This is a genomic window from Streptomyces sp. NBC_00704, assembly GCF_036226605.1.
Lineage (GTDB): Bacteria > Actinomycetota > Actinomycetes > Streptomycetales > Streptomycetaceae > Streptomyces.
Window position 1 is genome coordinate 7,858,131 of the sequence record NZ_CP109000.1, and the last position, 24,792, is coordinate 7,882,922.

General features: G+C 72.0%; 22 protein-coding genes and 4 pseudogenes. 15 read left to right on the plus strand and 11 right to left on the minus strand.

The window, feature by feature from the left end:
* The first annotated feature begins 625 nt into the window (after positions 1 to 625).
* The 9 genes and pseudogenes from OG802_RS34150 (at position 626) to OG802_RS34190 (ending at position 5,986) form a co-directional block, all read left to right on the plus strand.
* Entirely contained in the window at positions 626 to 1,255 is a 630-nt protein-coding gene (locus OG802_RS34150) for a hypothetical protein (RefSeq protein ID WP_329416726.1), read from the plus strand.
* 149 nt (positions 1,256 to 1,404) lie between these two features.
* Entirely contained in the window at positions 1,405 to 2,310 is a 906-nt protein-coding gene (locus tag OG802_RS34155) for a universal stress protein (protein WP_329416727.1), read from the plus strand.
* A 43-nt stretch (positions 2,311 to 2,353) separates the two neighbouring features.
* Positions 2,354 to 2,533 (plus strand): annotated as a pseudogene (locus OG802_RS34160) (alcohol dehydrogenase catalytic domain-containing protein); the annotation flags it as partial.
* Positions 2,534 to 2,592: 59 nt separating this feature from the next.
* Positions 2,593 to 2,826 (plus strand): annotated as a pseudogene (locus OG802_RS34165) (hypothetical protein); the annotation flags it as partial.
* 39 nt (positions 2,827 to 2,865) lie between these two features.
* Positions 2,866 to 2,961, plus strand: a pseudogene (locus tag OG802_RS34170) (aldehyde dehydrogenase); the annotation flags it as partial.
* 126 nt (positions 2,962 to 3,087) lie between these two features.
* A complete protein-coding gene (locus OG802_RS34175) occupies positions 3,088 to 3,366 on the plus strand; it encodes a hypothetical protein (protein ID WP_329416728.1) in 279 nt (92 codons plus the stop codon).
* Positions 3,367 to 3,393: 27 nt separating this feature from the next.
* Positions 3,394 to 3,891, plus strand: coding sequence for a flavodoxin domain-containing protein (locus OG802_RS34180; protein WP_329416729.1), 498 nt, complete (start codon positions 3,394 to 3,396; stop codon positions 3,889 to 3,891).
* 330 nt (positions 3,892 to 4,221) lie between these two features.
* Entirely contained in the window at positions 4,222 to 5,292 is a 1,071-nt protein-coding gene (locus tag OG802_RS34185) for a zinc-dependent alcohol dehydrogenase family protein (protein ID WP_329416730.1), read from the plus strand.
* A gap of 19 nt (positions 5,293 to 5,311) precedes the next feature.
* Positions 5,312 to 5,986 (plus strand): helix-turn-helix domain-containing protein, encoded by a 675-nt coding sequence (locus OG802_RS34190; protein ID WP_329416731.1) that lies wholly within the window; start codon positions 5,312 to 5,314, stop codon positions 5,984 to 5,986.
* A 488-nt stretch (positions 5,987 to 6,474) separates the two neighbouring features.
* Here the strand turns inward: OG802_RS34190 and OG802_RS34195 are convergent, their stop codons facing one another.
* Positions 6,475 to 7,686 carry a globin domain-containing protein gene (locus OG802_RS34195; protein WP_329416733.1) on the minus strand — a complete coding sequence of 404 codons (1,212 nt, stop codon included), beginning with the start codon at positions 7,684 to 7,686 and terminating at the stop codon, positions 6,475 to 6,477.
* Positions 7,687 to 8,173: 487 nt separating this feature from the next.
* Here OG802_RS34195 and OG802_RS34200 point away from each other — a divergent pair, with 487 nt between their 5' ends.
* Complete coding sequence (locus tag OG802_RS34200; RefSeq protein WP_329416735.1) at positions 8,174 to 9,892, plus strand: sensor histidine kinase; 1,719 nt, start codon at positions 8,174 to 8,176, stop codon at positions 9,890 to 9,892.
* Between the two features lie 599 nt (positions 9,893 to 10,491).
* The gene (locus OG802_RS34205) at positions 10,492 to 11,412 is read left to right on the plus strand and encodes a universal stress protein (RefSeq protein ID WP_329416736.1); all 921 of its coding nucleotides are present in this window, start codon (positions 10,492 to 10,494) and stop codon (positions 11,410 to 11,412) included.
* A 38-nt stretch (positions 11,413 to 11,450) separates the two neighbouring features.
* Here OG802_RS34205 and OG802_RS34210 read toward each other — a convergent pair whose 3' ends face one another.
* On the minus strand, positions 11,451 to 11,723 hold the full coding sequence (locus OG802_RS34210) for a hypothetical protein (RefSeq protein WP_329416737.1): 273 nt from the start codon (positions 11,721 to 11,723) through the stop codon (positions 11,451 to 11,453).
* A gap of 316 nt (positions 11,724 to 12,039) precedes the next feature.
* On the opposite strand from OG802_RS34210, the gene OG802_RS34215 reads away from it, so the two are divergent.
* The gene (locus tag OG802_RS34215; RefSeq protein ID WP_329416738.1) at positions 12,040 to 12,585 is read left to right on the plus strand and encodes a DUF2231 domain-containing protein; all 546 of its coding nucleotides are present in this window, start codon (positions 12,040 to 12,042) and stop codon (positions 12,583 to 12,585) included.
* A gap of 226 nt (positions 12,586 to 12,811) precedes the next feature.
* On the opposite strand, the gene OG802_RS34220 is transcribed toward OG802_RS34215, so the two are convergent.
* From OG802_RS34220 to OG802_RS34230, 3 genes are all read right to left on the minus strand, one after another.
* Positions 12,812 to 13,324 carry a pyridoxamine 5'-phosphate oxidase family protein gene (locus tag OG802_RS34220; RefSeq protein WP_329417626.1) on the minus strand — a complete coding sequence of 171 codons (513 nt, stop codon included), beginning with the start codon at positions 13,322 to 13,324 and terminating at the stop codon, positions 12,812 to 12,814.
* Between the two features lie 663 nt (positions 13,325 to 13,987).
* Positions 13,988 to 14,440, minus strand: a complete 453-nt coding sequence (locus OG802_RS34225; RefSeq protein ID WP_329416739.1) for an FMN-binding protein — start codon at positions 14,438 to 14,440, stop codon at positions 13,988 to 13,990.
* A gap of 55 nt (positions 14,441 to 14,495) precedes the next feature.
* Complete coding sequence (locus tag OG802_RS34230) at positions 14,496 to 15,848, minus strand: ferredoxin reductase family protein (RefSeq protein WP_329416741.1); 1,353 nt, start codon at positions 15,846 to 15,848, stop codon at positions 14,496 to 14,498.
* Positions 15,849 to 15,998: 150 nt separating this feature from the next.
* On the opposite strand from OG802_RS34230, the gene OG802_RS34235 reads away from it, so the two are divergent.
* Entirely contained in the window at positions 15,999 to 16,739 is a 741-nt protein-coding gene (locus OG802_RS34235; protein ID WP_329416742.1) for a response regulator transcription factor, read from the plus strand.
* On the plus strand, positions 16,736 to 18,220 hold the full coding sequence (locus OG802_RS34240; protein WP_329416744.1) for a sensor histidine kinase: 1,485 nt from the start codon (positions 16,736 to 16,738) through the stop codon (positions 18,218 to 18,220). The genes OG802_RS34235 and OG802_RS34240 overlap by 4 nt, the downstream gene beginning before the upstream one ends.
* A gap of 225 nt (positions 18,221 to 18,445) precedes the next feature.
* Here OG802_RS34240 and OG802_RS34245 read toward each other — a convergent pair whose 3' ends face one another.
* Positions 18,446 to 18,598 (minus strand): hypothetical protein, encoded by a 153-nt coding sequence (locus tag OG802_RS34245; protein ID WP_329416745.1) that lies wholly within the window; start codon positions 18,596 to 18,598, stop codon positions 18,446 to 18,448.
* 219 nt (positions 18,599 to 18,817) lie between these two features.
* On the opposite strand from OG802_RS34245, the pseudogene OG802_RS34250 reads away from it, so the two are divergent.
* Positions 18,818 to 19,215 (plus strand): annotated as a pseudogene (locus tag OG802_RS34250) (hypothetical protein); the annotation flags it as partial.
* Between the two features lie 51 nt (positions 19,216 to 19,266).
* On the opposite strand, the gene OG802_RS34255 reads toward OG802_RS34250, so the two are convergent.
* The 5 genes from OG802_RS34255 to OG802_RS34275 form a co-directional block, all read right to left on the minus strand.
* A complete protein-coding gene (locus OG802_RS34255; protein WP_329416747.1) occupies positions 19,267 to 20,529 on the minus strand; it encodes an RICIN domain-containing protein in 1,263 nt (420 codons plus the stop codon).
* Between the two features lie 54 nt (positions 20,530 to 20,583).
* On the minus strand, positions 20,584 to 21,036 hold the full coding sequence (locus OG802_RS34260) for a hypothetical protein (protein ID WP_329416749.1): 453 nt from the start codon (positions 21,034 to 21,036) through the stop codon (positions 20,584 to 20,586).
* Positions 21,037 to 21,134: 98 nt separating this feature from the next.
* Complete coding sequence (locus OG802_RS34265; RefSeq protein ID WP_329416751.1) at positions 21,135 to 22,883, minus strand: amylo-alpha-1,6-glucosidase; 1,749 nt, start codon at positions 22,881 to 22,883, stop codon at positions 21,135 to 21,137.
* 113 nt (positions 22,884 to 22,996) lie between these two features.
* Positions 22,997 to 23,809 carry a carbohydrate ABC transporter permease gene (locus OG802_RS34270; RefSeq protein ID WP_329416752.1) on the minus strand — a complete coding sequence of 271 codons (813 nt, stop codon included), beginning with the start codon at positions 23,807 to 23,809 and terminating at the stop codon, positions 22,997 to 22,999.
* Positions 23,806 to 24,792: a carbohydrate ABC transporter permease gene (locus OG802_RS34275; protein ID WP_329416753.1), complete on the minus strand. Its 987-nt coding sequence runs from the start codon at positions 24,790 to 24,792 to the stop codon at positions 23,806 to 23,808. The genes OG802_RS34270 and OG802_RS34275 overlap by 4 nt, the downstream gene beginning before the upstream one ends.

Genomic DNA, 24,792 nt, shown 5'->3' on the forward strand with positions numbered 1-24,792 from the left:
ATGCCTCCCTTGCGGGCTTCGAACGTGCAGTGCCAGCGTGCGCTCGGCCCTCGGCGAGGACCATGGGCCATGTGGTCCAGTGACCGGGCCACTCGGCATCGATCGGCCGAATCGGACACGCCGTGCCGAGGCGTGCGACCACCACCCGTCAGTCACCTCGCCCGTCTCTGAGGCGAGTCGGGGCTGCACCGCCCGTCCGGGCCAGGACCTCCGGGAGCCCCGGCGGGCCCGAGTGGCCGCTGCCTCGATCCGGCACGGCGCAGAAGCAAAGCATCGTTCGCCGATCCGTTCACAGCGGTCTGCGCAAGGAGCACAGCAATGCCCACGACTTCAGCGCCCGGAGAAGGAGCGGCGTCCCGGCCGAAGACCTGGCCGAGCACAGCGGCGCCCGGATCGCCCCGACGACGTCGGGACCGCCGTACGCGGATCGCGCCACCCACGGCTGCCGAGACCTTTGGCCGGGTCCGGTGCGTCCGCAGCGCCGGATCGAGCCCAACGGCCCGTGCACACAGGGACGTTCGGCCCCACCGGCGCAGACCTTCGGCATCCGGCGCCGGCCTGTGCGCGGGACCAGAGTAAGTCGCGTCAGGCAACGACCCGACCGTCCTCGAAGGGAACCCCCACCATGGCCGTTCACGAGCACCCGCACCGGAGTGCCGGCTTCCACCTGGCCTCGTTGCGCAGGAACCGGACTGCCCCCGCCTCCGGGCCCGGCGTGTCGGAGCGCGCCGACACGCACACCGCACGGGCCTACGCCTTCGCGTCCCTGCGTCTGCTCACCGGCTTCGTCTTCCTGTGGGCCTTCCTCGACAAGGCCTTCGGCCTCGGCTACGCCACCCCCTCCGGCAAGGGCTGGATCGACGGAGGCTCCCCGACGAAGGGTTTCCTCGGGTCCGTCGCCGTCGGGCCGATGAAGTCCACCTTCCACTCATGGGCCGGCGACCCGTGGGCGAACTGGCTGTTCATGACGGGTCTGCTCGCGATCGGCCTCGCCCTGATCGCGGGAGTCGCGCTGCGGATCGCCGCCGTCGCCGGGACCGCGATGATGGCGCTGATGTGGGTCGCCGAGTGGCCGCCGGCCAAGCACCTCTCCGACGGCTCGGCGAGCATGTCGACGAACCCGCTCGTCGACTACCACCTGGTCTACGCCGTCGCCCTGATCGTCGTGGCCGCTGCCGCCGCCGGCGACACCCTGGGCGCGGGTCGCCTCTGGGCCGGGCTGCCCGCCGTCCGCGACCACAGCTGGCTTCGCTGACAACGCCGACGCGGGTGCCCGTCATCTGGCCCGCCGCGCCGAGCCGCGCGGGGGTCGCTCGGCCCGAATCCGGGACCAGTGGCCCCTGCACGAGGAAGCTTCCGAAGACGACGCTCGAATCGGATCCCTCGCCCCAGGAGGTGGAGATCATGCTCCGCACCATCACCGTAGGTCTCGACGGCTCGCAGGAAAGCCGGGCCGCCGCGGAATGGGCGGCCCGCGAAGCGAAGCTGCGCGGCCTGCCCCTGAAGATCGTCCACGTGTGGGAACCGGTCCCGGAGCCCATGGCTCAGGCGCCGTTCCTTGGACCCGAGACCCACCAGCACTGGACCGAGCGGATCCCCCGGGAGGCCGCGCAAGGTCTCACGCTGCGCCACCCCGGCGTCGAGGTGCGCACCGAGCAGGTGTCCGGTCATCCGGCCGAGGCGCTGGCCGAGGCGGCGAGGAGCGCCGAACTGCTGGTTCTCGGCTCGCGCGGTCTCGGTGGTCTCGGCGGGTTCCTGGTCGGCTCGGTCGGTCTGTCCGTCATGGCGCACGCGGATCGTCCCGTCGTGCTGGTGCGGGCACTGGAGGGGGCCGCCGACGAGCACGAGCCGGACCCGGTCGGCGTTCCTTCCGCCGCGACACCCTTCCTCCCCGTGGTCCTGGGACTCGACATCGAGCATTCGGACGAGACGCTCATCGAGTTCGCCTTCGACGCAGCCAGGCGCCGGGCGACGACCCTGCGGATCGTCCATGGCTGGAACCCGCCGCCCTACTACGCCTACGGCACGCCAGCCGACCCCGCGCTGCACGAGTCCCTGGCCCTCGCCGACGCCCGGGCCCTGGCCGAGGCCGTGGGGCCCTGGCGGCGCAAGTTCCCGGACGTGGAGGTCGTCGAGGAGTCCCGCTGCGGCAGCGCGGCCGTCCACGTCGTGGACGCCGCCCGCGGGGCCTCCCTCGTGGTCGTGGGCCGGCGGATCCGCCGCAACCCTCTGGGCGCCCACATCGGTCATGTCACGCACGCCGTGCTGCACCACGGCGCCGCCCCCGTCGCCGTCGTCCCCCACGGCTGACCCGTCCCGGTGCGCTCCCGTCGCGCGCGAGGAGAAGAGAACCATGAAAGCAGCGGTGGTACGAGCGTTCGGTGAGCCCCTGGTCATCGAGGAACGCCCCGACCCGCAGCCCGGGCCCGGCCAGATCCGCGTCCGGGTGGAGGCGTCGGGGCTGTGCCACACCGACATCCACGCGGCCCACGGAGACTGGCCGGTCAAGCCGAACCCGCCGTTCGTCCCGGGGCCGAGGACATCGTGCGGGTGGCCGCGGAGCGCGCCCGGCTGCGGCAGACCGGCGTCGAGCACGTACGCGGCTACAAGGAGTCCGGCACGACGACCACACCGTTCGACATGGTCGTCCGCAACGACCTCGACCGCTACCGCCTCGTGATGGACGTCATCGACCGCGTCCCCGGACTCGCGGTCCGCGCCACCATACGCCAGTACATGGCCGACGCACGCACCCGGCACGAGGCCTGGATCCGCGAACACGGCACCGACCTGCCCGAGGTCGCCGACTGGACCTGGAACAGCTGACCCGCCGCTCTTCCCGCCACTGACCGTATGAAGGGGGTCAACGGCACCCTGGCCAAGGTCTTCGGCCGGTACGACAACGAGTGGGGCCGCACCAACCGCCTCCTGGACCTGACGGCCCCCGTGGCGGACGACTGACGCGTTGCGACCGCCCACGGTCACGGCGCGGACGGGGCCGGTCGGCGGCGGTCCGAGGCCGAACGGCCCGGAACGGCCCCCGGACAGCCCATGAGCTCTTCCTCCGCCGCGCAGGATGATCGAGGTGTGTCAAGACTTGGAGGCGACCTGCGGCAACTCGCCGAAGCCGACTTCGACCCCGTCCTGGCACACCGGCGGGCGCCACCGCGCTCGACGCACGCATCCGACTGCTGCCGCCCCGCCCCCGGAGCCCCTGCCTGGTCCGCCCGCGCTGAGGAGGGAACCGCCGCGGGACACGACAAGGTCGCCGCCGTGATGACCACGGACGTCGTCCGCGTCCCGGCGACCGTTCCCGACCCGGGTGCGAGGCACGGCGTGGCCGACGACCGGCCGCGCCGACTGTGAGCCGACCGTGAAAGGAGGCGCATCACCATGACCGACACCGTGCTGATCGCCTACGGAACGACGAACGGATCCACGGCGCAGATCGCCGAGGCCGTCGCCGACATCCTGCGCGGGGCCGGACTGCGCGTCGAGACGGCGCCGGCCCGGTCCGTGACGGGGGTGGACGGCTTCGACGCCGTAGTGGTCGGCGGCGCGCTCTACGCGGGGCGCTGGCACAAGGACGCCCGGCGGTTCGTCCGCCGCCACCGCGTCGCCCTCGCGCGGCGTCCGGTGTGGTTCTTCAGCAGCGGTCCGCTCGACCCCTCCGCCTCCGAGCGGGACATCGCGCCCGTACGGGGCGTGCGCCGTGCCATGGACCGGCTGGACGTCCGCGACCACGTCACCTTCGGCGGGTGCCTGGAGGAAGGCGCGAGAGGGCGGGTGGCCGGGATGATCCTGAGCTCGGGCAAGGGCGGGGACTTCCGGGACTTCGCGGCGATCGGGACGTGGGCCGAAGGCGTCGCCGACGCGCTGACGCAACCCTGAGAGGAGGGCTCTGAGAGGAGGGCCCTGACGCAGGACGGTGGGCACGACGCGGTGACCGCCGAAGCCGTGCCGTGACAGGGGCCGACCGGGCGGGGCGCAGGGCGGACCGGGGGCAATGCCGCCCTTGCGGAAAGCCGCTCGGACCAGGCCCCCATGAGGCGGAACCGGAGTTCCGCGGCCGGTCCACCGGTCCGGCCGCCCGCCGGCCGGGTCGGGGGCTGACCGGACAGGCGATGAGGGCCGGACGGCCCAAGCGGACCACACGGGAAAAACGGCAGTCTGGAGGTGTTGGGTCATCTCGGCGACCGGAAAGGGACGGTGACGGGCATCATGAAAGGCTTCGTCTTCCACGGCCCAGGGGAGTCCGCCTGGGAAGAGGTACCGGACCCCGGCATCAAGGAGCCCACCGACGCCATCGTGCGGGTGGGCGCCGTCACCGTCTGCGGCACGGACCTGCACATCCTCAAGGGCGACGTGCCCGAGGTGCGGCCGGGTACCGTCCTCGGACACGAGGCGGTGGGCGAGATCGTGGAGGTCGGCAGTGACGTCCGGACCGTGCGTCCGGGCGACCGTGTGCTGGTCTCCTGCATCAGCGCGTGCGGCCGCTGCCGCTACTGCCGGGAGGGCGCCTACGGCCAGTGCCGGGGCGGCGGGGGCTGGATCCTCGGCCATCTGGTCGACGGCGTCCAGGCCGAGTACGTCCGCGTCCCCTACGCCGACCTGTCCGTGCACGCTCTGCCCAGCGCGGTGGCGAGCAAGGACGCCGTCCTGCTCGCGGACATCTTCCCGACCTCCTACGAGGTGGGAGTCCTGAACGGGCAGGTCCGGCCGGGTGACACGGTCGCCATCGTCGGAGCGGGCCCCATCGGCCTCGCGGCGATCGCCACGGCGCGCCTGTTCGCTCCCGAGCGGATCGTCGCCGTCGACCTCGCCGTGTCCCGGCTGGAGGCGGCCAAGCGACTCGGCGCCGACGCGGTGGCGGACGCCCAGGAGGACCCCGAGCAGCTGATCGCCGATCTCACCGACGGGCTCGGCGCCGACGTGGTCATCGAGGCCGTCGGTGTGCCCGAGAGCTTCGAGATGTGCACCCGAATGGTCCGGCCCGGGGGTCATGTGGCCAACGTCGGCGTGCACGGCGAACCCGCCACGCTGCATCTGGAAGACCTGTGGATCAAGAACGTGACCATCACCACCGGTCTGGTCGACACCCGTTCCACGCCCACCCTGCTGCGCATGGCCGCCGCGGGCCGGCTCCCCACCGCGCAGCTGATCACCCACACCTTCCCGCTGGACCGCATGGAGGAGGCCTACGACGTCTTCGCCCGGGCCGCCGGCACCGGCGCGCTCAAGGTGGTCCTCGGCGAGCCGTCGCACGAGGAGGTCGCCGTCCCGGCGGCCTGACGAGAGGACGTGAGAGGTCATGACCGAACAGCACACGGCGAAGGCGCCGGAGGGCACGCCGGCGGGCGATCTGGGCCGCCGGCTCGCCACCCGCCGCACCCAGCTGAACCTGACACGCGAGGAGACGGCCGACCGGGCGGGCATGGCCCCCGGCTACCTGCGGCACCTGGAGGAGCACCCCGACGCCTCGCCCGGCCACGGCACGCTGCTCCGACTCGCGGCAGCCCTGGAGACGACGCTCTCGTCGCTCACCGGAGGGGACGCCGACCTCACGCCCGGCCCCGGACTCGCCGGGCACTCGCCCGTGTTCACCGAGCTGAGCAGAACCGAGTGCGGCGACCTGCTCTCCACCCACGGCGTCGGAAGGCTCGCCGTTCCCACGGAACACGGGCCGGTGATCGTCCCCGTCAACTACAGCGTCATCGACGGCACGATCGTCTTCCGGACCGCGCAGGGCGCCACCCCCTCCCTCGCCGCCGGCTGCCCCGTCGCCTTTGAGATCGACCGCATCGACGACGCCTTCAGCCAGGGTTGGAGCGTGCTGGTGCGCGGCCACGGCCGCCGGGTGACCGATCCGGACGAGGCGCGACTGCTCGCGCGCCGGGCGCACAGCACGCCGTGGGCCGGCGGCCGGCGTGACGTCTGGGTACGCGTCGAACCGTACGCCGTCACGGGGCGCCGCATCACGGTCTGAGGCCGCGTACCTTCCCGCACGGGCCGGGGACCGTCGGTACCCGGCCCGCGCGGCCCGCAGGCACCGGGGTGGTGCGTTCGTCCCGGCTGAGCGGGCGCTGAGGCGAGGGCCGCAGCGTCAGGGCCGGCCCGTTCGGCGGGTGCCTGTGGCTTTGGGGTGCGCAGGAACGTCGTTCCTGACGCCGGTGTCCACCGCACACGCGGCGCCTCCACCGGGCAGGGTCCCGGCGCGTGCGACGAAGGGGAAGGGACGGCCCTGACGTCACGACACATCACCGACGGGGTGGACGGCTCCGTGATCTCGGTGCGGCCTTGGACCAGGCAGCCGCGGAGGCCGCACGGCACGGCGTCGCCCTGCGCGTGCTGTACGCCGTCCCCGACCGGAACGAAGCCGCACCGGTCCTGCCGTCGGTCACCGGACGGGGCCGGGCGGCCCGCGCAAGGCGGCCCGGTCGGCGGACCGCCGCCGACCGGGCCGGTGTTCACGGCTCAGGCCGTGCTGTCGGGCAGCCACAGGTCGGGACCGAAGACCTCGTAGCGGATGCGCTGTGCGGGAACCCCGGCGTTCAGCAGCCTGCCGCGCACGTCCCGCATGAAGGGCAGCGGCCCGCACAGGAACACGGTGGCGTCGTCGGGGAGTTCGACGCCGCCCAGGTCCATCAGGCCGGTGCGGGCGTCGGGTTCCTGGGCGCCCGGGTGCTCGTACCAGAAGACGGCGCGGGCTTGCGGCAGTTGCGCGACCAGGTCGTGCGTCTCGGACCGCAGGGCGTGGTCGACGGGGGAGCGGTCGGCGTGCAGGACCAGCACCGGGCGGGGCGAGCCGCAGGCCGCGAGGTGGGCCAGTATGCCCGTCATGGGTGTGCAGCCGATGCCCGCCGAGACGAGCACCAGCGGGGTGGCGGCGGCCGGGTCGTCGAGGAAGACGTCGCCGAACGGGGCGGACAGCAACAGCTCGTCCCCGTCGCGGACGTTGTCGTGCAGCAGGGTGGAGACCTCGCCGTCGGGGCCGTCGGCGTCACCCGCGATCCGCTTCACGGTGAGGCGTCGCCGGTCGCCGCCCGGCGCCGAGGACAGGCTGTACTGGCGCAGTTGGTGCGTGCCGTCGGCCACGGCCACGCGGACGCTCACGTACTGACCCGCCCGGGCCCGCGGCGCCGGTTCGCCGTCGGCCGGACGGAGCACGAAGGACACCACGTCGGAAGTCTCGACGTGGCGTTCGACGACCGTCCAGGGCCGCCAGATCCCGCCGGGCTGAACGCCGGCGTCCTGGTAGAGAAGGGCCTCACGGCTGATCAGGGCGCCGGCCATCAGCCAGTAGACCTCGTCCCAGGCCGCCGCCACCTCGGCCGTGACCGCGTCGCCGAGGACCTCGGCGATCGCGCCGAACAGGTACTTGTGCACGATCGTGTACTGGTCGTCGGTGACGCCGACGGCGGCGTGCTTATGGGCGATGCGGGACAGCAGCGCGTCCGGGCGGGCCGTGGGATTCTCCAGCAGCGCGCCGGCGAATCCGGCGATCGACCCGGCCAGCGCCCGGCGTTGGGCGCCGCTGGCCTGGTTGCCGCGGTTGAACATGCCGTCGAGCAGTTCCGGTCGGTCGCGGAACATGGTGGCGTAGAAGCGGGCCGTGATCTCGTCGAGCGCTCCGGCCACGGCGGGCAGGGTGGCCCGTACGAGGGCGGCGGATTCCGCGGACAGCATGGAACCTCCCGGGTAGGGACATGAAGGGGTGAAGGGTGAGTCGACCCGCGCCGCTTCGGGCCGTGGCGTCTGGGTGACGTCCTCTGTGTAGCAGGCGAGGGGCCGCACGTCGGGGCCGTCGGGCCGAAGCAGGGCCGACAGGCCCCGTGTCTCGGGCGCATCGGCCCTCCGGGCCCCGGCAGATCGGGGCCGGACGGCGCGGTCGCGACGGCCGGGCGACCCTTGCCGCCCCTCCCGCGTTCGAATGAGCCGGTCCATTCCCGACCGGCGGCTGCGCACGGCCTCGGCACCGGAGCCCGGAGCCTCGAAGCCCCGGAGCCTCGAAGCGGCGAGCCCCGGGCTCGCCGGTTCCCGTCATTCGGCCGCGCGGCAGGCGAAAAGCCCCGGCCACTCCGACAGATCCGCTACCGCGCTCTCCGGCCGGAGACTAACGTGACACCTGAACGGACCAGTGGGCGTCCGAGCGTCGGGATCTGGAGGGACGCAGGTGGGAAGCCCCGAGGAGGCCCGTGGACGGCTGCCTCAGCTGCGGCTGGACGAGCTGCTGGAGGAGCTGCAGGCGCGGCTGGACGCGGCCCGCGGAACCCGGGACCGGGTGCACAGCCTGCTGGAGGCGGTGCTGTCGGTCGGCAGGGAGCTGGATCTGGAGCAGGCCCTGCACAGCATCGTGGAGGCCGCCGCCTCGCTCGTCGACGCGGAGTACGCCGCGCTCGGCGTGATCGGTCCGGACGGCCGGCGGCTGTCCGCCTTCCACACGGTCGGCGTCAGCGCGGAGCAGATCGCCGAGATCGGCCCGTACCCGGAGGGCCACGGCATCCTGGGCGAGCTGATCAGGCACCCGGAGCCGTTGCGCCTGGCGAAGATCTCCGAGCATCCGGCCTCGTACGGCTTCCCGGCGCACCACCCGCCGATGAACACCTTCCTCGGCGTCCCGATCCGGGTGCGCGATCATGTCTTCGGCAACCTGTACCTGACCGAGAAGCGGGGTGGCGCACAGTTCGACGAGGAGGACGTCTCGGTCACGCAGACGCTCGCCGTGGCGGCCGGGGTCGCGATCGACAACGCCCGGCTCTACGAGGAGTCCCGGCTGCGGGAGCGCTGGTTGCGGGCGAACGCGGAGATCACCCACAGCCTGATGTCCGGCCGTGACCGTACGGAGGTCCTCGCTCTGATCGCCGAGCGGGCCGGCGAGATCACCGGATCGGCCTTGACGGCGGTCGCCCTGCCCATGCAGGACACCGGGTCGCTCGTTGTGGAGATCGCGGTCGGCATGGACGCGGAGGCGCACCGGGGCCTCGTCCTGCCCCTGCAGAACAGTCTGATGGGGCTGGCCTTCTCCGGCGCCTCGCCGGTCTCCAGCGCCGACGTCGGCGGAGACGAGCGGATCTCGCCCGAGCCGCCGCGCTTCGAAGGGCTCGGCCCGGCCGTGGCCGTGCCCATCGGCACCGGGCCCGCCGGTCCCCGAGGGGTTGTCCTACTGGCCCGCAAGATCGGCCAGCCGGCGTTCACGGCGACGGAGACCGATCCTCTCAAGGCCTTCGCCGGGCAGGCCGCCCTGGCCATGGAGCTGGCCGAGCGCCGTGAGGAGGCCGAAGAGGTCGCGGTGCTCAAGGACCGCGACCGCATCGCGCGAGATCTCCACGACCTGGCCATCCAGCGGCTGTTCGCCACCGGGATGACCCTGCAGAGCGCCGGGCGTTTCATCGAGCACGAGGAGGCCGCCGAACGCGTCGTGCGCGCGGTCGACGACCTCGACGAGACGATCAAGATCATCAGATCGACGATCTTCGGCCTGCGTACCCGCGAGGGCACGGGCGAGGCCGGGCTGCGGGCGCGGGCCGTACGGGTGGTCGGACAGGCCGCTGCGGTCCTCGGCTTCGCCCCCAGCGTGCGGATGGAGGGCCTGCTGGACACCGACGTGCCCAAGGACATCGCCGATCACGTGGTGGCGGTGCTCTCCGAGGCCCTGACCAACATCGCCCGGCACGCTCACGCAAACCGCGCCGACGTACTGCTGGCCACCGACGGGCGCCAGGTACGGCTGTCGGTCACGGACAACGGCGCCGGCATTCCCGCCGGCGGCCGGCGCAGCGGGCTGCGCAACATGGCCGAGCGCGCGGAGCAGTTGGGCGGCCGGCTGGAACTGGGCAGCCCCCAGGGCGGCGGCACCGCGCTGACATGGCGGGTGCCGGCGCGCAAGGAGTAGCTCCGCAGGCGCACGGCGACCGCCGCCGAGGCCGTGGGGGCCGAGACGGGGCGCGGGACGGACGCCGACGCGTCAGCGGTGCCGTCAGCCGTCCCTGCTTCCCGGGCGGCAACGACTCCACGCGCTTCTCGCGGCTCCTGATTGCGCGGTCCACGGCCTGCGACAGCCGCTCATTCACCTCGGGCGGGTCCTTTCCGCCACCTCCAGGACACGGAGAGGGGGACGCGACGGGGACGCGTCCCACACCGGAGCTCCGGGAACGGAGCGCGGTACCGCTCGTGTCGGCGGTGGGTTCGACACGCGCCCTCACCACCGCCGTCGACGGGCCTGCCGGCCGCCTGGTGCGCCGCCGGGCGCACAGGACGTCGCCGTGGCGGCCGAGCAGGGTGCGACGCGGCCTTCGCCGGACGACCGCGTTGCGTTCCCGACGCGTTCGGCGGACGGCGTGTTCGCGGGTCGAGGACCCGTGCTCCCGGCCCACCCCGCCGAAGGCCGGCGCCCGCCCGGGGCCGATCGGCCCCGGGCGGGGACCTCCGGTCCCTGCCGCGACCGGCGTGCGGCTCGCAGACTGGTGGCGCATCCCTGAAGGAGGTCCGCACATGCCCGCCATCATCGTCGGTCTCGACGGCTCGCCCGAAAGCCTGGCCGCCGCCGACTGGGCCGCTCGCGAAGCCACGCAGCGGGGGGCGCGACTGTGTCTCGTCCACGCCGCGGACACGGTGAGTTCCCTGTACGTCCCCTACATGGGAGTGCCCGCGCCGGGCGCGATCGAGGCGCACTGTGAGTGGTCCGCGCGTCTGCTGGACGAGGCGGAGTCCCGGCTCACGGAAGGCCACCCCGGTCTGCGGGTCACGACGCGGCGGGCCGAGACGGCGGCCGTGACGGCCCTGCTGACAGCGGAAGAGGACGCGGAACTGCTGGTTCTCGGCTCCCGGGGCCTCGGCACGGTGACCGGGTTCCTGGTCGGCTCCGTCGCCCTCGCCGTCGTGGCGCGCTCCGAACGACCGGTCGTCCTCGTACGGGCCGGTGAGCAGGCGCACGACGAGCACCTGCCGAACGCCGAGGGAGGCGGAGGCGGTCCGGGCACGACCTCCTGCCGTGACGTGGTGCTGGGGCTGGACCTGGCAGAACCGGACGACACGGTCGTCGAGTTCGCCTTCGAGAGCGCCCGCCGTCGCGCGGCCGGTCTGCGCGTCGTCCACGGCTGGAACCCCAAGGCCGCCTACGGATACGGAGCCGTCCTCGATTCGGGGCTCGAGGCGGAACTGGCCGCGGAGACACGGCACGGCCTGAAGGACGTCCTGCGCCCCTGGCAGGACAAGTTCCCCGGGGTCGAGGTGCGCGCACAGGCAGTCGTCGGCAGCGCGGGCCGCCACCTCGTCCACGCCTCGCGCGACGCGTCGCTGGTCGTCGTCGGACGCAAGAAGAGCCACGCGCCTGCCGTGGGCCGCATCGGCCCGATCGCGCACGCGGTGCTGCACCACGCCTGCGCACCGGTGGCCGTGGTCCCGCACGACTGACGCGAGCCGCGCGGTACGAGGGCGGCGCACAGCGACCGTCAGGTCCCGGCGCCGCCGGGGCGACTCGGCTCGCGCGAGACCCGTGGGCCCACGGACAGGGCCGGACGGCTCGCTGCGGCGTCGGGCAGCCCGAGATCGAGCAGAACGACGTCGGGACTGGACGCCGACAGTGCCGCCCGCCCGGTCCGGACGCCGTCGACGACGTATTCGGCCTGCCGCAGTCCGCGCACCAGGGACTCCGCGATCCCGCGGTCGCCTTCCACGACCAGCACCCGCGTCTCCTTTGCCCCGCTCGGGACCTGGTCGTTCATGGCCGACACCCGCCTTCCGGACGAGGCATTCGACTGCGACGACTCCTCTTCCAGCCCGCGCCCACGTCGGCGCCGGCGTCGGCGCCGGCCCTCCCGTCCGCGGACGGGAGGGCCGGGGGAGGCCGGAGACCGGGACGCGGCTGCGCGGGCCCGGCCTCCGACGCGCCGGTCCGATGCCTGCCGTGCGCGACCCGCGAGGGGCGGATTCAGAAGAAGCTGAGAACTTCCTGTGCCAGGCTGACGCGCCGTACCGGCCGCCGCGGGGAGACCGTGCGCGCGCCGACTCCGCACGGCCACCTTCTGGAGGAAGCACCCCATGAGTCTCACCGTGGTCAACGGTCTGCCCGCACACGTCCTGATCGTGCACTTCGTCATCGTGCTCGTGCCCCTGAGCGCACTGGCCGTGGTGGTCGGCGCGATATGGCCGGGCGCGGCGCGACGCATGGGCCTGTTGCTGCCCGTGCTCGCGTTGGCGACGCTGGTCAGCGTGCCCCTGGCCACGGGGGCCGGCGAGTGGCTGGAGGAGCACGTGGACAGCAACGCCCTGGTACGCAGGCATGCCGAACTCGGCGACGGTCTGCTTCCCTGGGCGGTGGCCCTGTTGCTGCTGGCGACGCTGGTCTGGTGGACGGCCCGAAGGTCGGCGCAGGCGGAGGCCGAGGCCGGGGAGCGCGGTCGGCCGGTCGCGACGCGTTCCGCGACGGCCGTCCGGGTCGTGACGGCGGTGCTCTGTCTCGGGGTGGCCGCGGGAGCGATGGTCGACGTGTACCGGATCGGTGACTCCGGCGCCAAGGCCGCCTGGAAGGACGGCTTCTCCAAGAGCGCCAAGGGTGCCCAGAGCGTCCGGGGCGACGACGACTGACGGAGCGTGACCCGCCATTGACGCCGGCCCCGATGGACCGACCGGCTCTGCGCGAGGGCAGTGCGGGCCTGCTCCGTCGGGCCGGCGTCCCGTCACGCGCCGCCGCGCTCTTTCCGCAGCGCGCGACGGGCCGACTCGTCCGGCCGCCGCCTCAGGAACGCCGCGGCGCACTGCCGCGGCGCACTGCCGTGGCGTGCTCCGCGCGAAGCGCGAGCCGCCGGCGTCATCACGGCGGTGAGAAGGGAGGCCCGGACGGCTGCGAGCCGGGCTGCCCGGAGGGGTGCTCGGACACCTGCGCGGAAGGGACGAGCCTCAGCCCGGTGACGAGATCGGGCCGTATACGCACCGCGTGGTCCGTCGTCTCCGTCCCCCACGGGCGCAGCATTTTCTGATATCTCGCCACCTGACGGGGATCGGTGATCAGCCGTGCGTAGCCGGTGACGATGACGCTCCACCCGAGAAGGGTGTCGGGATCGATGTCGTCCGCCTCGTAGGCCACGACGACGCCCTGAGCGTCGTCGTGGCGTGTGTAGCTGCTCAGGGCCGCGCTCTCATGGGTGCGGATGACGATGTCACCGTCGTCCAGCACGTGGTTGGCCGGACGGACGGTCGGCAGCGCGTGCCGGGTGAAGACGATCCTGCCCAAGGACACGCTGCCGAGCAGGCTCAGCGCCTCGGCGGCGTCCAGTTCGATGCTGTGGCGCGGCCAGGCGGCGGGCAGGGCGCCCTCGACGGTCATGACGAGGTCGCGCGCCGGTGCGGTGCGCGCGGGACGTTGGCCGGCGGCCGCAGGCGGTGCGGCGAACCGGCGGCCGGTGGGCCGGGATGACATGGGCGGTCCTCTGCCTTCCTGGGCTGGGCGGTGACCGGTGACCTCGGTGCTGGAAGCGCCGGACGTTCGACGGACCGCGTACGGAGGGAACACTTCGATGGAACGTCGGCCGAGCGCCCGGCAGTAGGGCCGATCGGCCCAGATCGTCCTCCCGGTCGGCCTGTCTCTTCGTGCGTGTGCCCGCCCTGCGCCCGCCGGTCGCGGTGTCGTCACCACGTGGTGTCCAACGCGTCCTGCACCACCACCTGCGTGGCTCCGTGGTGAAGGTGATCGACGACTCCTTCGGCCTGGCCAAGGGCCTGATGACGACCACCCGCGGTTGGACCGACGACCGCCTTCTTGCGGATCCGGCGGCCGCAGGGCGCGAGCCCGCGCGGGCAGAACTGTTCCGACCGGCGCCTCCGCAGCCCCGGACGCGTGGCCCACTCGTTCCAGGGCCTGCGGCAGCACGTTGCGTGCTCGGCTGGTTGCGCTTCGGGCGGGGCCTCCGCCGCCGTTGCCGCCGTCGCCCTGCGGCGGAGGCCGGACGCAAGTCGCCGGCACCCGGTGCCGCCCGTGGCGCCCGCGTTGTCAGCCGCTCGCCGAATCCAGGGCGGACTGGAGTGACTGGCGGTACCCGTCGCTCGTGTACGTGGCGCCGGAAACCGTGTCGATGTCGGCGCTCTGCGCCTGGAGGGCCTCGGCCCTCAGCCGGGGGACGGCGTAGCTGTTGATCTCCTGGTCCCGTGGGTTGTCCGTGGGGTAGGCGACAGCGGTCACGTCGGTGAGCTTGCCGTTCCCCAGGGTGATACGGACCTGGACAGGGCCCCAACGGGTCTGGACCGAGTCGCCGGTGATAGTGGTTCTCGTGCCCGTGTCCGTGCCCGCGCTGGAACCGCCGGAGGGGGCGGTCGCAGGGGCCTGCACGGCGACCTGCGGCGTCGTGTGCGGCTTCAGCGACAGCAGCAGCACCATCCCGGAGACGGTGGCGGCGCTCGCCAGCACGATGCGGCGCAGGGGGTGGTTCTTCTTCAGCGCGTGCACGTCTATGACCTCATTGCTCTCAAGACCTTCGAAGCTGTCGAAACTTCCGCAGCTCTCACAGCTCGAACGATTCGTGGTGGATACGGCGGTCCGGGACCCCGGCGGTGCGCAGCGCCTCGTACACGTCGCGGGCGAAACCGTGCGGACCGCAGAGGTACACGTCGTGTCCGGACAGGTCGGGTACGGCGGCCCGCAGGGATCGGGCCGTCACGATCGGGCGTTGTCCGTCCGGCCCATTGAGCGCATACAGCACCCTCGCCCCGCGCCACCGGGCAACCGCCTCCAACTCACCACCCAGTGCGAGGTCTTCGGTCGTACGGGCCCGGTAGAGCAGGGTGACCTCGCCGGGCAGCGTCTCGAACAGCGCCCGCAGCGGGGTAATGCCGACCCCTCCCGCGATCAGCAGGGACTTGTGGGTGGTGCCCCGGTCCGCGGTCAGCGAGCCGTACGGTCCCTCCGCCCACACCCGGGTGCCCGGCCGCAGCCCTGCCACGGCCGCGCTGTGGTCGCCGAGCGCCTTGACGGTGATGCGCATCCGGTCGGGGCGGGGCGGCGCCGACAGCGAGTACGGCGTCGAGGTACGCGCCAGCCCCGCCCCCAGGAACCGCCAGCGGAAGAACTGCCCTGGCAGTGCGCCCAGCCGGTCCAGCCGATGGCCGCGCACGACAACGGAGTACACGCCCGGCGCCTCCTTGTGCACGGACTGCACACTCAGCCGGTGACGCAGATTGAGCCGTACGGGGGCGAGGATCCGGAACCAGACCACCAGGGCAGCGACACCCAGGTACAGCACGTACCAGGCGGCTGTGGCCGCCGCGTCGCCGGAGAAGTCCTGGCCGAGGGCCAGCTGGTGGCCGAAGCCGAGGAAAACGGCGGCGTAGGTGAGGAGGTGGACGTAGTACCAGAACTCGTGGCTGGTGCGGCGGCGTACGGCGCGCACCGAGGTGATGCCGACCGCGAGCAGGATCACCGTCCCGGCTGTCGCCTTCAGCATCTCGGGATAGTCCAGGATCACGGTGGTCGTCTCGTGCCAGAGTGAGGCGTGGTCCTGGGCGGCGTACCCGGCGAGGATGAGCACGACGTGCGCGATCAGGAGGCAGATCGTGTAGCGGCCGGCCATCGCGTGCCAGCGCGCGACCCGGTCGGATCCGATCCGCCGCTCCAGCAATGGGACGCGGGCCATCAGGCCGACGAGGACGGCGCAGGCGTACCCGCTGAGCAAACCCGCGATCCGGCCCGCTCCGCTCAGCCATCCCGCGGTGCCGACGACCGAACCGGTGTTCCGCCACCACAGCGCGATCACGGCCGCCGCCCCGGCCCACAGCAGGACCAGCACCGGGCCCGCCGGGGAGCTGCGCGCGGCGAGCCGCACGGGCGGTGCTGTCCGCCGCTGGTACATGGTGGTCATGGGGGCGTCCTTTCGCAGGTTCCGTGCGCAACAGTGCGGGCGGAACCTCTCAGAACGCTTTGAAACGGCACCCCTGCCGGCGCACTCAGAGGAAACTCAGAGCATCCGCGCGTGCCCGCCGCACCCGCGAGGGGTGATCCTGGAGACGCCATGAACACCACCCGCTCCGGCCGCCCCGCCCTCACGCGTCCCGACGGCACTGCGCTGCGTGTCCTCGTCGTCGACGACGACCCCGACCTCGCCGAGGTGCTGTCGGGGGCCCTGCGCTACGAGGGCTGGCAGGTCCGTACCGCCGGCGACGGGGCCTCGGCCCTCGCGGCGGCCCGGGAACTGATGCCGGACGCGGTCGTGCTGGACGTGATGCTCCCGGACACCGACGGCTTCGCCGTCCTGAAGGCCCTGCAGGCCGTGAAGTCGGACGTGTGCGTGCTCTTCCTCACCGCCCGGGACGCCGTCGAGGACCGCATCGCGGGCATCACCGCGGGCGGCGACGACTACGTCACCAAGCCCTTCAGTCTGGAGGAGGTCGTCGCCCGGTTGCGCGGGCTGCTGCGCCGCGCGGGCATGGCCCGGCAGCTGGAGGAGGGCCCGCGGCTGACCGTGGGCGACCTGGTCATGGACGAGGAGGCCCGCGAGGTGACCCGCGCGGGTGAGCTGATCGAGCTGTCCCCGACCGAGTTCGAGCTGCTCCGCTTCCTGATGCGCAACCCCCGCCGCGTGCTCAGCAAGGCTCACATCCTCGACCGTGTCTGGTCGTACGATTTCGGCGGCCGCGCCCATGTCGTCGAGCTGTATATCTCCTACCTGCGAAAGAAGGTGGACACCGGCCGTGAGCCCATGATCCACACGGTGCGCGGGGCCGGATACGTCCTGAAGCCGGCGACGCGATGAGGAGGGCACGCAACCGGGCTCGACGGCTGCCCTGGCCGCACACCCTGCGCGCCCGGCTCACCTTCGGGCTCGTGGTGCTGCTGGCGGTCAGCTGTGCCGCCGTCGGTCTGGCCGCCGTGGTCGAACTCGGCGGCTTCCTCACCAGCCGCCTCGACGAACAGCTCACGGAGGCGGGACCCCGTTTCCCGGCGAGCCTGGAGCTCGGCGGCCGGCTGCCCGACGACCACGACGGCGACGAGCACGGCGACACACGCCGGCAGGCAACGGGCACCTTCGGCGCTCGTCTGCTCGACGGCACGGTCACCCACGCGGCGGTCGTACGCTCCGCCGGCACCCTGAACGTCACCCTGACCCCCACCGACGGGAAACGGCTCGCCGCAGTCCCCGTCGACGGCAAGGGCCACACCATCGACCTCGCCGCCTTGGACGACTACCGGGTCATGGCGGCGGACGGCATCGACGGCGATGTACTCGTCACCGGGCTGCCTCTGGAGCCCGTCGAGGCCGCCGTCCACCGCCTGGAACTGGTCGCCGGAATCGTCTTCGGCGCGGCACTCACCGTCACCGGCGTCGCGGGAGCCCTGTGGGTGCGCTGGTCGCTGCGCCCGCTGAGCCGGGTCGCCGCGACCGCCACCCGGGTCAGCGAACTTCCGCTGGCCAGCGGCGAGGTCACCCTGCCCCCGCGCGCCCCCGAGTCCGGCCCGCGCAGCGAGGTGGGCCAGGTGGCAGGCGCCTTCAACCGCATGCTCGGCCATGTCGAGGACGCGCTGACCAAACGGCACGCCAGCGAGGAACGGCTGCGCAGCTTCGCCGCCGACGCCAGCCACGAACTGCGCACCCCGGTCGCCTCCGTCCGTGGCCACGCCGAGCTCGCCCTGCTGCACCCGGGCCCGGTGCCGCCGGAGGTCACCCGGGCCCTGGAGCGCATCGCCGCCGAGTCCTCCCGCATGGGCGCGATGGTCGACGACCTCCTGCTCCTCGCCCGCCTGGACGCCGGCCGCCCCCTTCAGGCACTGCCCGTCGACGTCACGCGCCTCGTCCTCGACGCGGTGACGGACGCGCGGGCCGCGGGCCCCGCTCACCGCTGGGAGCTGGACCTTCCGGAGGACCCCATGACGGTCACCGGCGACGGACACCGCCTGCACCAGGTGGTGGCCAACCTGCTGGCCAACGCCCGTCTGCACACTCCCGCCGGCACCAAGGTGACGGTGACCCTGGAGGCGGACGGCACGACGGCCACCCTGAAGGTCCACGACGACGGACCCGGCGTCATCGACGACATCCAGCCCGGCGTCTTCGAACGCTTCACCCGCGCAGAGCGCCACACCAAGGACGCGGGAGGCGGCGCGGGCCTCGGCCTGTCGATCGTCGCCGCGGTGGCACAGGCACACGGAGGGAGCGTCAGCCTCGAGAGCGCACCGGGGTCGACGACCTTCACGGTGCGGCTTCCCCGGGCCCTCGAGCAGGCCGATCGGGGCTGAGCAGCGGCAGGTCTCGGCAGGTCTCGGTTCGGCCGGTCGAAGCCGTCGCCCCCGAGGCCGTCCCCGCGGCCAAGCCTCTGTGCCGGTCGGCCCTTGGCGGGCCGCGCGGCCGAGGTACGAATGGCCCCTGCCGTCGGAAGCGGGGCGGCGCAGGCTGGAAGACGAGAATATGAAGCCATGGCGCTGTGGTTCGGCGACGACGACGATCACCCCGAGCGCGTGCCGTCACAGGTCCAGGGCCTGGCGGCGGACCAGGCCGGCGCGGTCGTCGACGGGCAGCGCTGTCAGGGCGGCGATCGCACGACGGCACGCCTGCTCGGTGTCGCCGTCGTGAGGGGAGCACGCCGCCGCGTCGGTATTCAGCAGGGTGCGCGCCATTGGTGCTGGTCGGCACGGGACGTTGCGGGCTTCAACGAAGTGATGTGTCCGGCGAGGTCACAGGCGACTTGTCGGAGTGCCGGGCGGGGCCCGCTGCGTCCAGCCTCCGGGTGGGCCGCGGTCAGCGCCGCCCCCCAAGGATGATCTTCCAGACGCACGTGGCGACCTGCAGATTGAGCTGGGTGCCCACATCCGCCAGGGTAAAGGGAGAGTCCAGCCATGCAAGTGTCGTCTCAGGGCGTGACGGTCGTAGCTCTCCTGGCGGATCCCGATGCGCCGACGGAGATCGCGCAGCGGATGGCCCAGTCACTTCCTGCTCGGCTCACCGACAAGTCGGGCCGGGGGCGACGGTTCGGCGTCGAGGTGGTCAGCGAGCCCTTGACCTCAGGGACCGAGGACCCGCCCACCTTGATGCGCCGGATCAGGGACCGTGGGAGTGCGGAGAACTGGGACATCGTCGTCGCCCTCACCGACCGTCCGCTGCACTCACACGGGCGCAAGCTCGTTGTGAATCTGAGCCACGAACACGGCTTGGCGCTGCTGTCTCTCCCTTCGCTGGGGGCTTGCGGCTACAGACAGGGGCCCGGCGGGCCGTGGAAGAAACCGTGCTCGGCTTGTAGTGGTCGGAGGGCAGTTCCTCGCCGCGGAGTCGTGCGAGTCGTCCGTCGTCAGCTCTTGCCGAGGAGGCGCCAGATCTGGTTCTTCTTGGTGGCCAGTGCGCTCGCGGGATCGCAGGTCCATTGGTGGATTTGGGCGCGGGCCGTGGTCGAGACGTTGCTGACGTCGACGCACTTGCCGCTGTGGACGGCGACCAGCTGGTAGTCCTGGCTGTTGCCGAGCGCGGTGACGGGGTTGAGTGTGAACTGCTGGTCGGCGGCGCCGTTGCAGGTGTACTGGGTGACGGCGGCGTCATCGGCCGTGGAGGCCTGGGACACGTCCAGGCACTTGCCGCTGAGCTCGTTGACGACGGTGTACGTGTCGGTCTTGCCGCTCACCGGCTTGAGGTCGAGCATCTGCTGGTAGCCGCCCTCGCAGTAGTACTGCTGGTACTGGGTGCCGTTGGCGGTGCTGAGGTTGGTGTCGTCCAGGCACTGGCCGCTGTTCTGGCTGACGGCCACGGTGGAGATGGTGGCGTTGGACGGAGGCAGCAGGGTGACGGTGTAGCCGTCCTTGGCGTTCGTCCACGGGAGGGACACCGAGGCCGCGTTGTTGCTGACCGTCAGGGTCGTGTCGGCAACGGTCGTCGGTCCGGCGACGGCGGCTCCGCCGTTGTACGGGATGCGCTGGACCACCGCGCGGACCTTGCCGCTTTCCACCACCGACGTGGTGTTCAGGCCGATCAGGTTGACGGTGACGTTGCCGGTGTTGCCGCTGCTGCCGAGCAGCACCTTGGCGTTCTTCGCGGTGTTGTCCTTGGTGGCCAGGCCGTCGGTGCCGGTGCCCGGGATCAGGTTGACGATGTTGCCGGTCTGCTGGCCGTAGTAGCGGTACATGAACCACTCGCCCAGCGGCAGGTACTGGCCGGCGCTGTTCTTGGTGAGCAGGGCCGCCTCGTAGTCGTGCAGGTGGGTGCCGGAGGCCCAGTTGCCGCGCAGGCCGTCGGCGCCGGCCCGCTCCAGGCGGCCGATGAACCAGGCACCGCCGCCCGGGGACTGCATGGACGCCGTCGCGTACTCGTTGATCTCGTACGGCCGGGTGTTCGTCAGTCCGGCCGCGGAGAGGGTCGAGTTGGCACGGCCGACATCGGTGACCGGGTCACCGGGCTCGTCGTGCCAGCTGTAGATGTCCGGGGCGACGTTGTTGGCCTTGACGTAGTTCAGGTAGGTGGTCCACCAGGTGTTGGAGGAGTTGGGCTGGCCGGCGATGCTGGGGCCGACGATCAGCTGGCTGGGGAACGCGGCGCGGACCCGGGCGTGGAAGCGTGACCACATCTGCAGATACTGGGTCTGTGACCGGCCCCAGAAGCCTGCGCCGTCGGGCTCGTTTCACAGGTCCCACTGGACCGTCATGTTGTTGGCCTTGACGTCGTTGACGAGCTGGGTGACGAAGTTGTCGAACTGCGTCCAGTCACTGTTGTCGCCGGGCCAGCCCTGGTTGGTGGTTCCGTCCGCACCCCACAGGTCGTGCGGGAGCAGTTCGAAGGTGCCGCCGAGGGCGACGGTCCGCTTGTACTGGGCCAGGGTGGAGTTCCAGCGGGTCTGGTAGTCGGCGAGGCTGGTGGCGTAGCCGCCGCTGTTGAGCTGTGCGCCGCCGGCCCGCATGAAGTGCCACTTGATGTCCTTGAAGAAGTGGTCCTGCGGGAGTGAGCCGTTCGGCGTCATCCCGTAGATCATCCCGGAGGCGTGGTACGTGGGAGCGCCCCCGGCGGTGGCGAAGTCGACGGTGACACTGGTGTCGGCGGCCTGCGACGGGGTCGCGGGCAGCAGCGTGGTGGCCACCGCGGCCGTGAGGGCCGCGAGGCAGGACGCCGCTCGGCGCCCCGTGCGGTTTCGGGTACCGGGAAGTGTCCGGGGGGTCCTGGGTGTCCAAGGCGAGTTCATGTGCGGCTCCTGGATGAGTGACGGTGCACGTGTGCTTCGGCGAGGAGGAGGTAGCTGCTGGCGGTCCAGGTGTAGGCACGGTCGCGCAGACCGGCGCCGGTGAGGGCGTCGAAGTTCTCCGCGAAGCCGTTGGCCTCGCATAGAGTGCGGAAGCGGGCGCTGATGTCGTCCGCGAGACGCTGGTGGCCGGCGCGGCGCAGGCCGTCCTGGACGAGGATCGTGGCGGGGGCCCAGATGGGGCCGCGCCAGTAGCCGTCGGGGAGGTAGTGCGGTGAGGTGGGCTGCTCGGTGGCCAGGCCGTGCGGGGTCAGATGGGTTTCGATCCGGTCGGCCAGTACGGCGCTGATGTCCTCGGGCAGATACTCGCCCAGTGCGATGGGCATGAGGTCGAGGAGGCTGGCGCTGCTCCAGGTGCCCGAGCCGTCGGCCGAGCGGGCGACGAACCGGTCGCCGGTCCACAGGGTGTCGAGCATCGCGGCCTGCGTCGCGTCGGCCGTGCGCGTCCATCGGCGGGCGTCGTCCGGCTGCTCCAGCTCGTCTGCCAGATCGGCGAGTTCGCGCAATTGGAGGGTGAGGAAGGCGGCCAGGTCAGCGGTGACGACGACGCGTTCGGAATCGAAGGTGGTGGCGTTGTCCCAGCCGCTGTCGTTGCCGTGCTGGTAGTGCGGCAGGATGGCGCCGGGTGCGCGCCGTGCGGTGAGCCAGAAGTCGGTCCAGCGCGCCAACCGTGCGTACACGTCGGCCAGCTGGGCGCGGCTGGGGGGCATCGGCAGTCGGCGGCGCAGGTGACCGAGGGCCCAGCCGTGGATGGGCGGTTTGACGAAGTTGTACAGGACCTCGGAGTGGGTGACGGAGTCGGGCAGAGCGCCTGTCTCGTCCTGGTGGTCGAAGGGCAGGGAGAACTGGTCCCAGGCCAGCGCGGGTGAACCAGCGGCCAGGGCGAGGGCGTTGAAGCAGTGGTCCCAGCTCCAGACCTTGTCCATCCAGTGTTTGGACATCAGCACGGCGGGCCGGGTGACCAGACCGGCCGGACCTACGGTCGCCGACCAGACCACATAGGCGGCGAGTTCGGCCGCCGGAGTGTCGGACGAACGCCAGGGAGCGACCGCGTCGACGAACCCGGCGAACGACTGGCGTGCGGCCTGCACGACCTCGCCGAACGCCGCCGACTGACGGTAGGGCTGCCGCGCACTGTCGAGTTCCTCGACCGCAACCTCCCACGATCCGTCGGTGGAGGCGGTGACCGTGAGACCACGGTCACCGGCCCCCAGGGCCTGGGCACCGGACACCGCGGCGACCGTGCCGGACAGCACGGTGATGCGGTAGCGGCGGCCCGTCTCGTAGGAGGTGAAGAGGTGGGCGTCGTCCACCGGGTCGCGGTAGAAGTAGGTCCCGCCGAAGGGGGTCAGGGTCCGCGCCGCCGCGGTGACGCGCAGCCCCAGCCCTTCGCCGTGCACGCGTACGGTGTCCGGCGTCTCGTAGGCGAGGTCGATGCGACCGTCCGCACCCGTCCAGCTCAGCAGGCCCGGTGTCGCCTCGACCAGGGTCTCGGCCCGCTCGCCGGTCGCGGGGTCGAGCGGCACGAGGCTCAGGACGGCGTGCATGCCGTTCTGGTGCGAGACGAGGTGGAGGTCCTCGGCGCGGGTCTGCTCCGCGAGCACGGGGGAGATGCCGAACCAGGACCCGTACGTGCTGAAGGGGACGTCGTGGACGGAGAAGGCCGGCCCGGGCGGGGCTGCGCTCATGACGGCGGCACTCATTTCTTGGACGAAGTGGTCGGCGGTCGGCCGGGGCGGGCGCCGTCCTGCTCGCGCGGCGGCTCGTGCGGAGCGTTGCCGTACGGCGGGCGCGGCGGACGTCAGTCCTTGACGGCGCCGGCGGTCACGCCGGCGGCGACGTAGCGCTGGGCGAGGACGAGGATGACCGTGGCGGGCAGGGAGGCGACGACGGCGGTGGCCATGATGGCGTTCCACTGTTGGTTGTTGTTGCCGATGTAGTGGTAGATGCCGAGGGTGATCGGCTCGTGGGCGCCGCCGTTGACCAGGGTGCTGGCGAAGATGAAGTCGGACCAGGACCACAGGAACGCGAACAGCGACACGGTGACGATCGAGTTGCGGCTCATCGGCAGCACGACCGACCAGAAGGTGCGCAGGACGTGCGCCCCGTCCATCTGCGCGGCCTGGAGGAGTTCGCCGGGGATGGTGGACATGAACGCGGTGAAGATGAGCACCGCGAAGGGCACGGCGAGGGTGGAGTCCGCGACGATCAGGCCGGGCACCGACTGGAGCAGACCGAGCTGGAGGTAGATGGCGTAGAAGCCCATCGCCATGATGATGCCGGGGATCATCTGGGCGACCAGCAGGACGAAGCCCAGGATGCCGCCGCCGCGCGGGCGCAGCTTGGCCAGCGCGTAGCCGGCCGGGGCGGCCAGGGCCACGGTCAGGGCGACGGTGCCCAGGCCGATGACCAAGCTGGTGCCGAGGTAGGGCAACTGCTGGTCGACGACGGCCCGGTAGCCCTCCAGGGTGGCGTGGGCGGGGAACAGGTCGGGCGGGCTCTTGCGCATGTCCTGGTCACGGGTGAGGGACACGTTGAGCATCCAGTAGACCGGGAAGAGCATGATCGCGGTCAGCAGCAGGCCGAGGACTGTCTTCAGTGGCCTCGTTCTCATGAAAGTGCCTGCTTTCGCTGGGCCCGCAGGTAGATCAGGCCGAAGACCAGGGCCGCGAGCACCAGCAGATTGCCGACGGCGGCGCCGGGGCCGAAGGCGGGCAGCAGGTTGCCGAAGCCGAGCTGGTAGGACCAGGTGGCGAAGGTAGTGGACGAGTCGGCCGGACCGCCCTTGGTCATGATCCAGATGATGTCGAAGACCTTGAGCGTGTAGACCAGGCCCAGCAGCAGGGTGATGGCGGAGACGGGGCGCAGCAGCGGGAAGGTGATGCACCAAAAGCGCTGCCAGGCGTTCGCCCCGTCCAGGGCCGCCGCCTCGTACAGGCTGGCGGGAATGGACTGCAGGCCGCTGTGGAGCACGACCAGGTTGAAGGGGACGCCGATCCAGATGTTGGCGATGATCACCGAGGTCAGCGACCAGGACGGCGAGGTCAGCCAGTTCACCGGGTCGATGCCGGCGGCGTGCAGGACGGCGTTGACGATGCCGGAGTCGCTGTTGAGCATCCACGACCAGGTCGACGCCGACACGATCAGCGGCAGCAGCCACGGCACCAGGAACAGGGCCCGCAGGGTCGCCGAGAGCCGGAAGTTCTGGTGGAAGAAGACCGCCAGCGCCAGCCCGATCCCGTACTGGAGGACCAGGCACACGCCGGTGAACACCACGGTGTGCAGCAGGGCCGGGGCGAAGGTCGGGTCGTCGAAGACCATCCGGTAGTTCGCCAGGCCCGTGAAGGGCGCGTCGCCCCGTACGAACGAGCGCACGGTGTAGTGGCGCAGGCTCAGGTCGATGTTGCGGTACAGCGGATAGGCGTAGAAGAGGCCGAGGTAGAGGGTCACCGGGGCGAGGAACGCCCAGGCGGCCCACTGCGCGGAGGCGGGACGACGGCGCCGGTCGGTTGCGCGGGCCGGGGGCGGGGCGGCGGTGGCCGCCCCGTTCAGGTCGCACACCGGCTGCCGGTCCGGCAGATGCGTGGTGTGGTTCAT

Bases quoted from the DNA above. Each gene is read 5' to 3' on its own strand.
- OG802_RS34150 (WP_329416726.1), top strand. From the start codon at position 626: ATGGCCGTTCACGAGCACCCGCACCGGAGTGCCGGCTTCCACCTGGCC.
- OG802_RS34155 (WP_329416727.1), top strand. From the start codon at position 1,405: ATGCTCCGCACCATCACCGTAGGTCTCGACGGCTCGCAGGAAAGCCGG.
- OG802_RS34180 (WP_329416729.1), top strand. From the start codon at position 3,394: ATGACCGACACCGTGCTGATCGCCTACGGAACGACGAACGGATCCACG.
- OG802_RS34185 (WP_329416730.1), top strand. From the start codon at position 4,222: ATGAAAGGCTTCGTCTTCCACGGCCCAGGGGAGTCCGCCTGGGAAGAG.
- OG802_RS34190 (WP_329416731.1), top strand. From the start codon at position 5,312: ATGACCGAACAGCACACGGCGAAGGCGCCGGAGGGCACGCCGGCGGGC.
- OG802_RS34195 (WP_329416733.1), bottom strand. From the start codon at position 7,686: ATGCTGTCCGCGGAATCCGCCGCCCTCGTACGGGCCACCCTGCCCGCC.
- OG802_RS34205 (WP_329416736.1), top strand. From the start codon at position 10,492: ATGCCCGCCATCATCGTCGGTCTCGACGGCTCGCCCGAAAGCCTGGCC.
- OG802_RS34210 (WP_329416737.1), bottom strand. From the start codon at position 11,723: ATGAACGACCAGGTCCCGAGCGGGGCAAAGGAGACGCGGGTGCTGGTC.
- OG802_RS34215 (WP_329416738.1), top strand. From the start codon at position 12,040: ATGAGTCTCACCGTGGTCAACGGTCTGCCCGCACACGTCCTGATCGTG.
- OG802_RS34220 (WP_329417626.1), bottom strand. From the start codon at position 13,324: ATGACCGTCGAGGGCGCCCTGCCCGCCGCCTGGCCGCGCCACAGCATC.
- OG802_RS34230 (WP_329416741.1), bottom strand. From the start codon at position 15,848: ATGACCACCATGTACCAGCGGCGGACAGCACCGCCCGTGCGGCTCGCC.
- OG802_RS34235 (WP_329416742.1), top strand. From the start codon at position 15,999: ATGAACACCACCCGCTCCGGCCGCCCCGCCCTCACGCGTCCCGACGGC.
- OG802_RS34240 (WP_329416744.1), top strand. From the start codon at position 16,736: ATGAGGAGGGCACGCAACCGGGCTCGACGGCTGCCCTGGCCGCACACC.
- OG802_RS34245 (WP_329416745.1), bottom strand. From the start codon at position 18,598: ATGGCGCGCACCCTGCTGAATACCGACGCGGCGGCGTGCTCCCCTCAC.
- OG802_RS34255 (WP_329416747.1), bottom strand. From the start codon at position 20,529: ATGTGGTCACGCTTCCACGCCCGGGTCCGCGCCGCGTTCCCCAGCCAG.
- OG802_RS34265 (WP_329416751.1), bottom strand. From the start codon at position 22,883: ATGAGCGCAGCCCCGCCCGGGCCGGCCTTCTCCGTCCACGACGTCCCC.
- OG802_RS34270 (WP_329416752.1), bottom strand. From the start codon at position 23,809: ATGAGAACGAGGCCACTGAAGACAGTCCTCGGCCTGCTGCTGACCGCG.
- OG802_RS34275 (WP_329416753.1), bottom strand. From the start codon at position 24,792: ATGAACCACACCACGCATCTGCCGGACCGGCAGCCGGTGTGCGACCTG.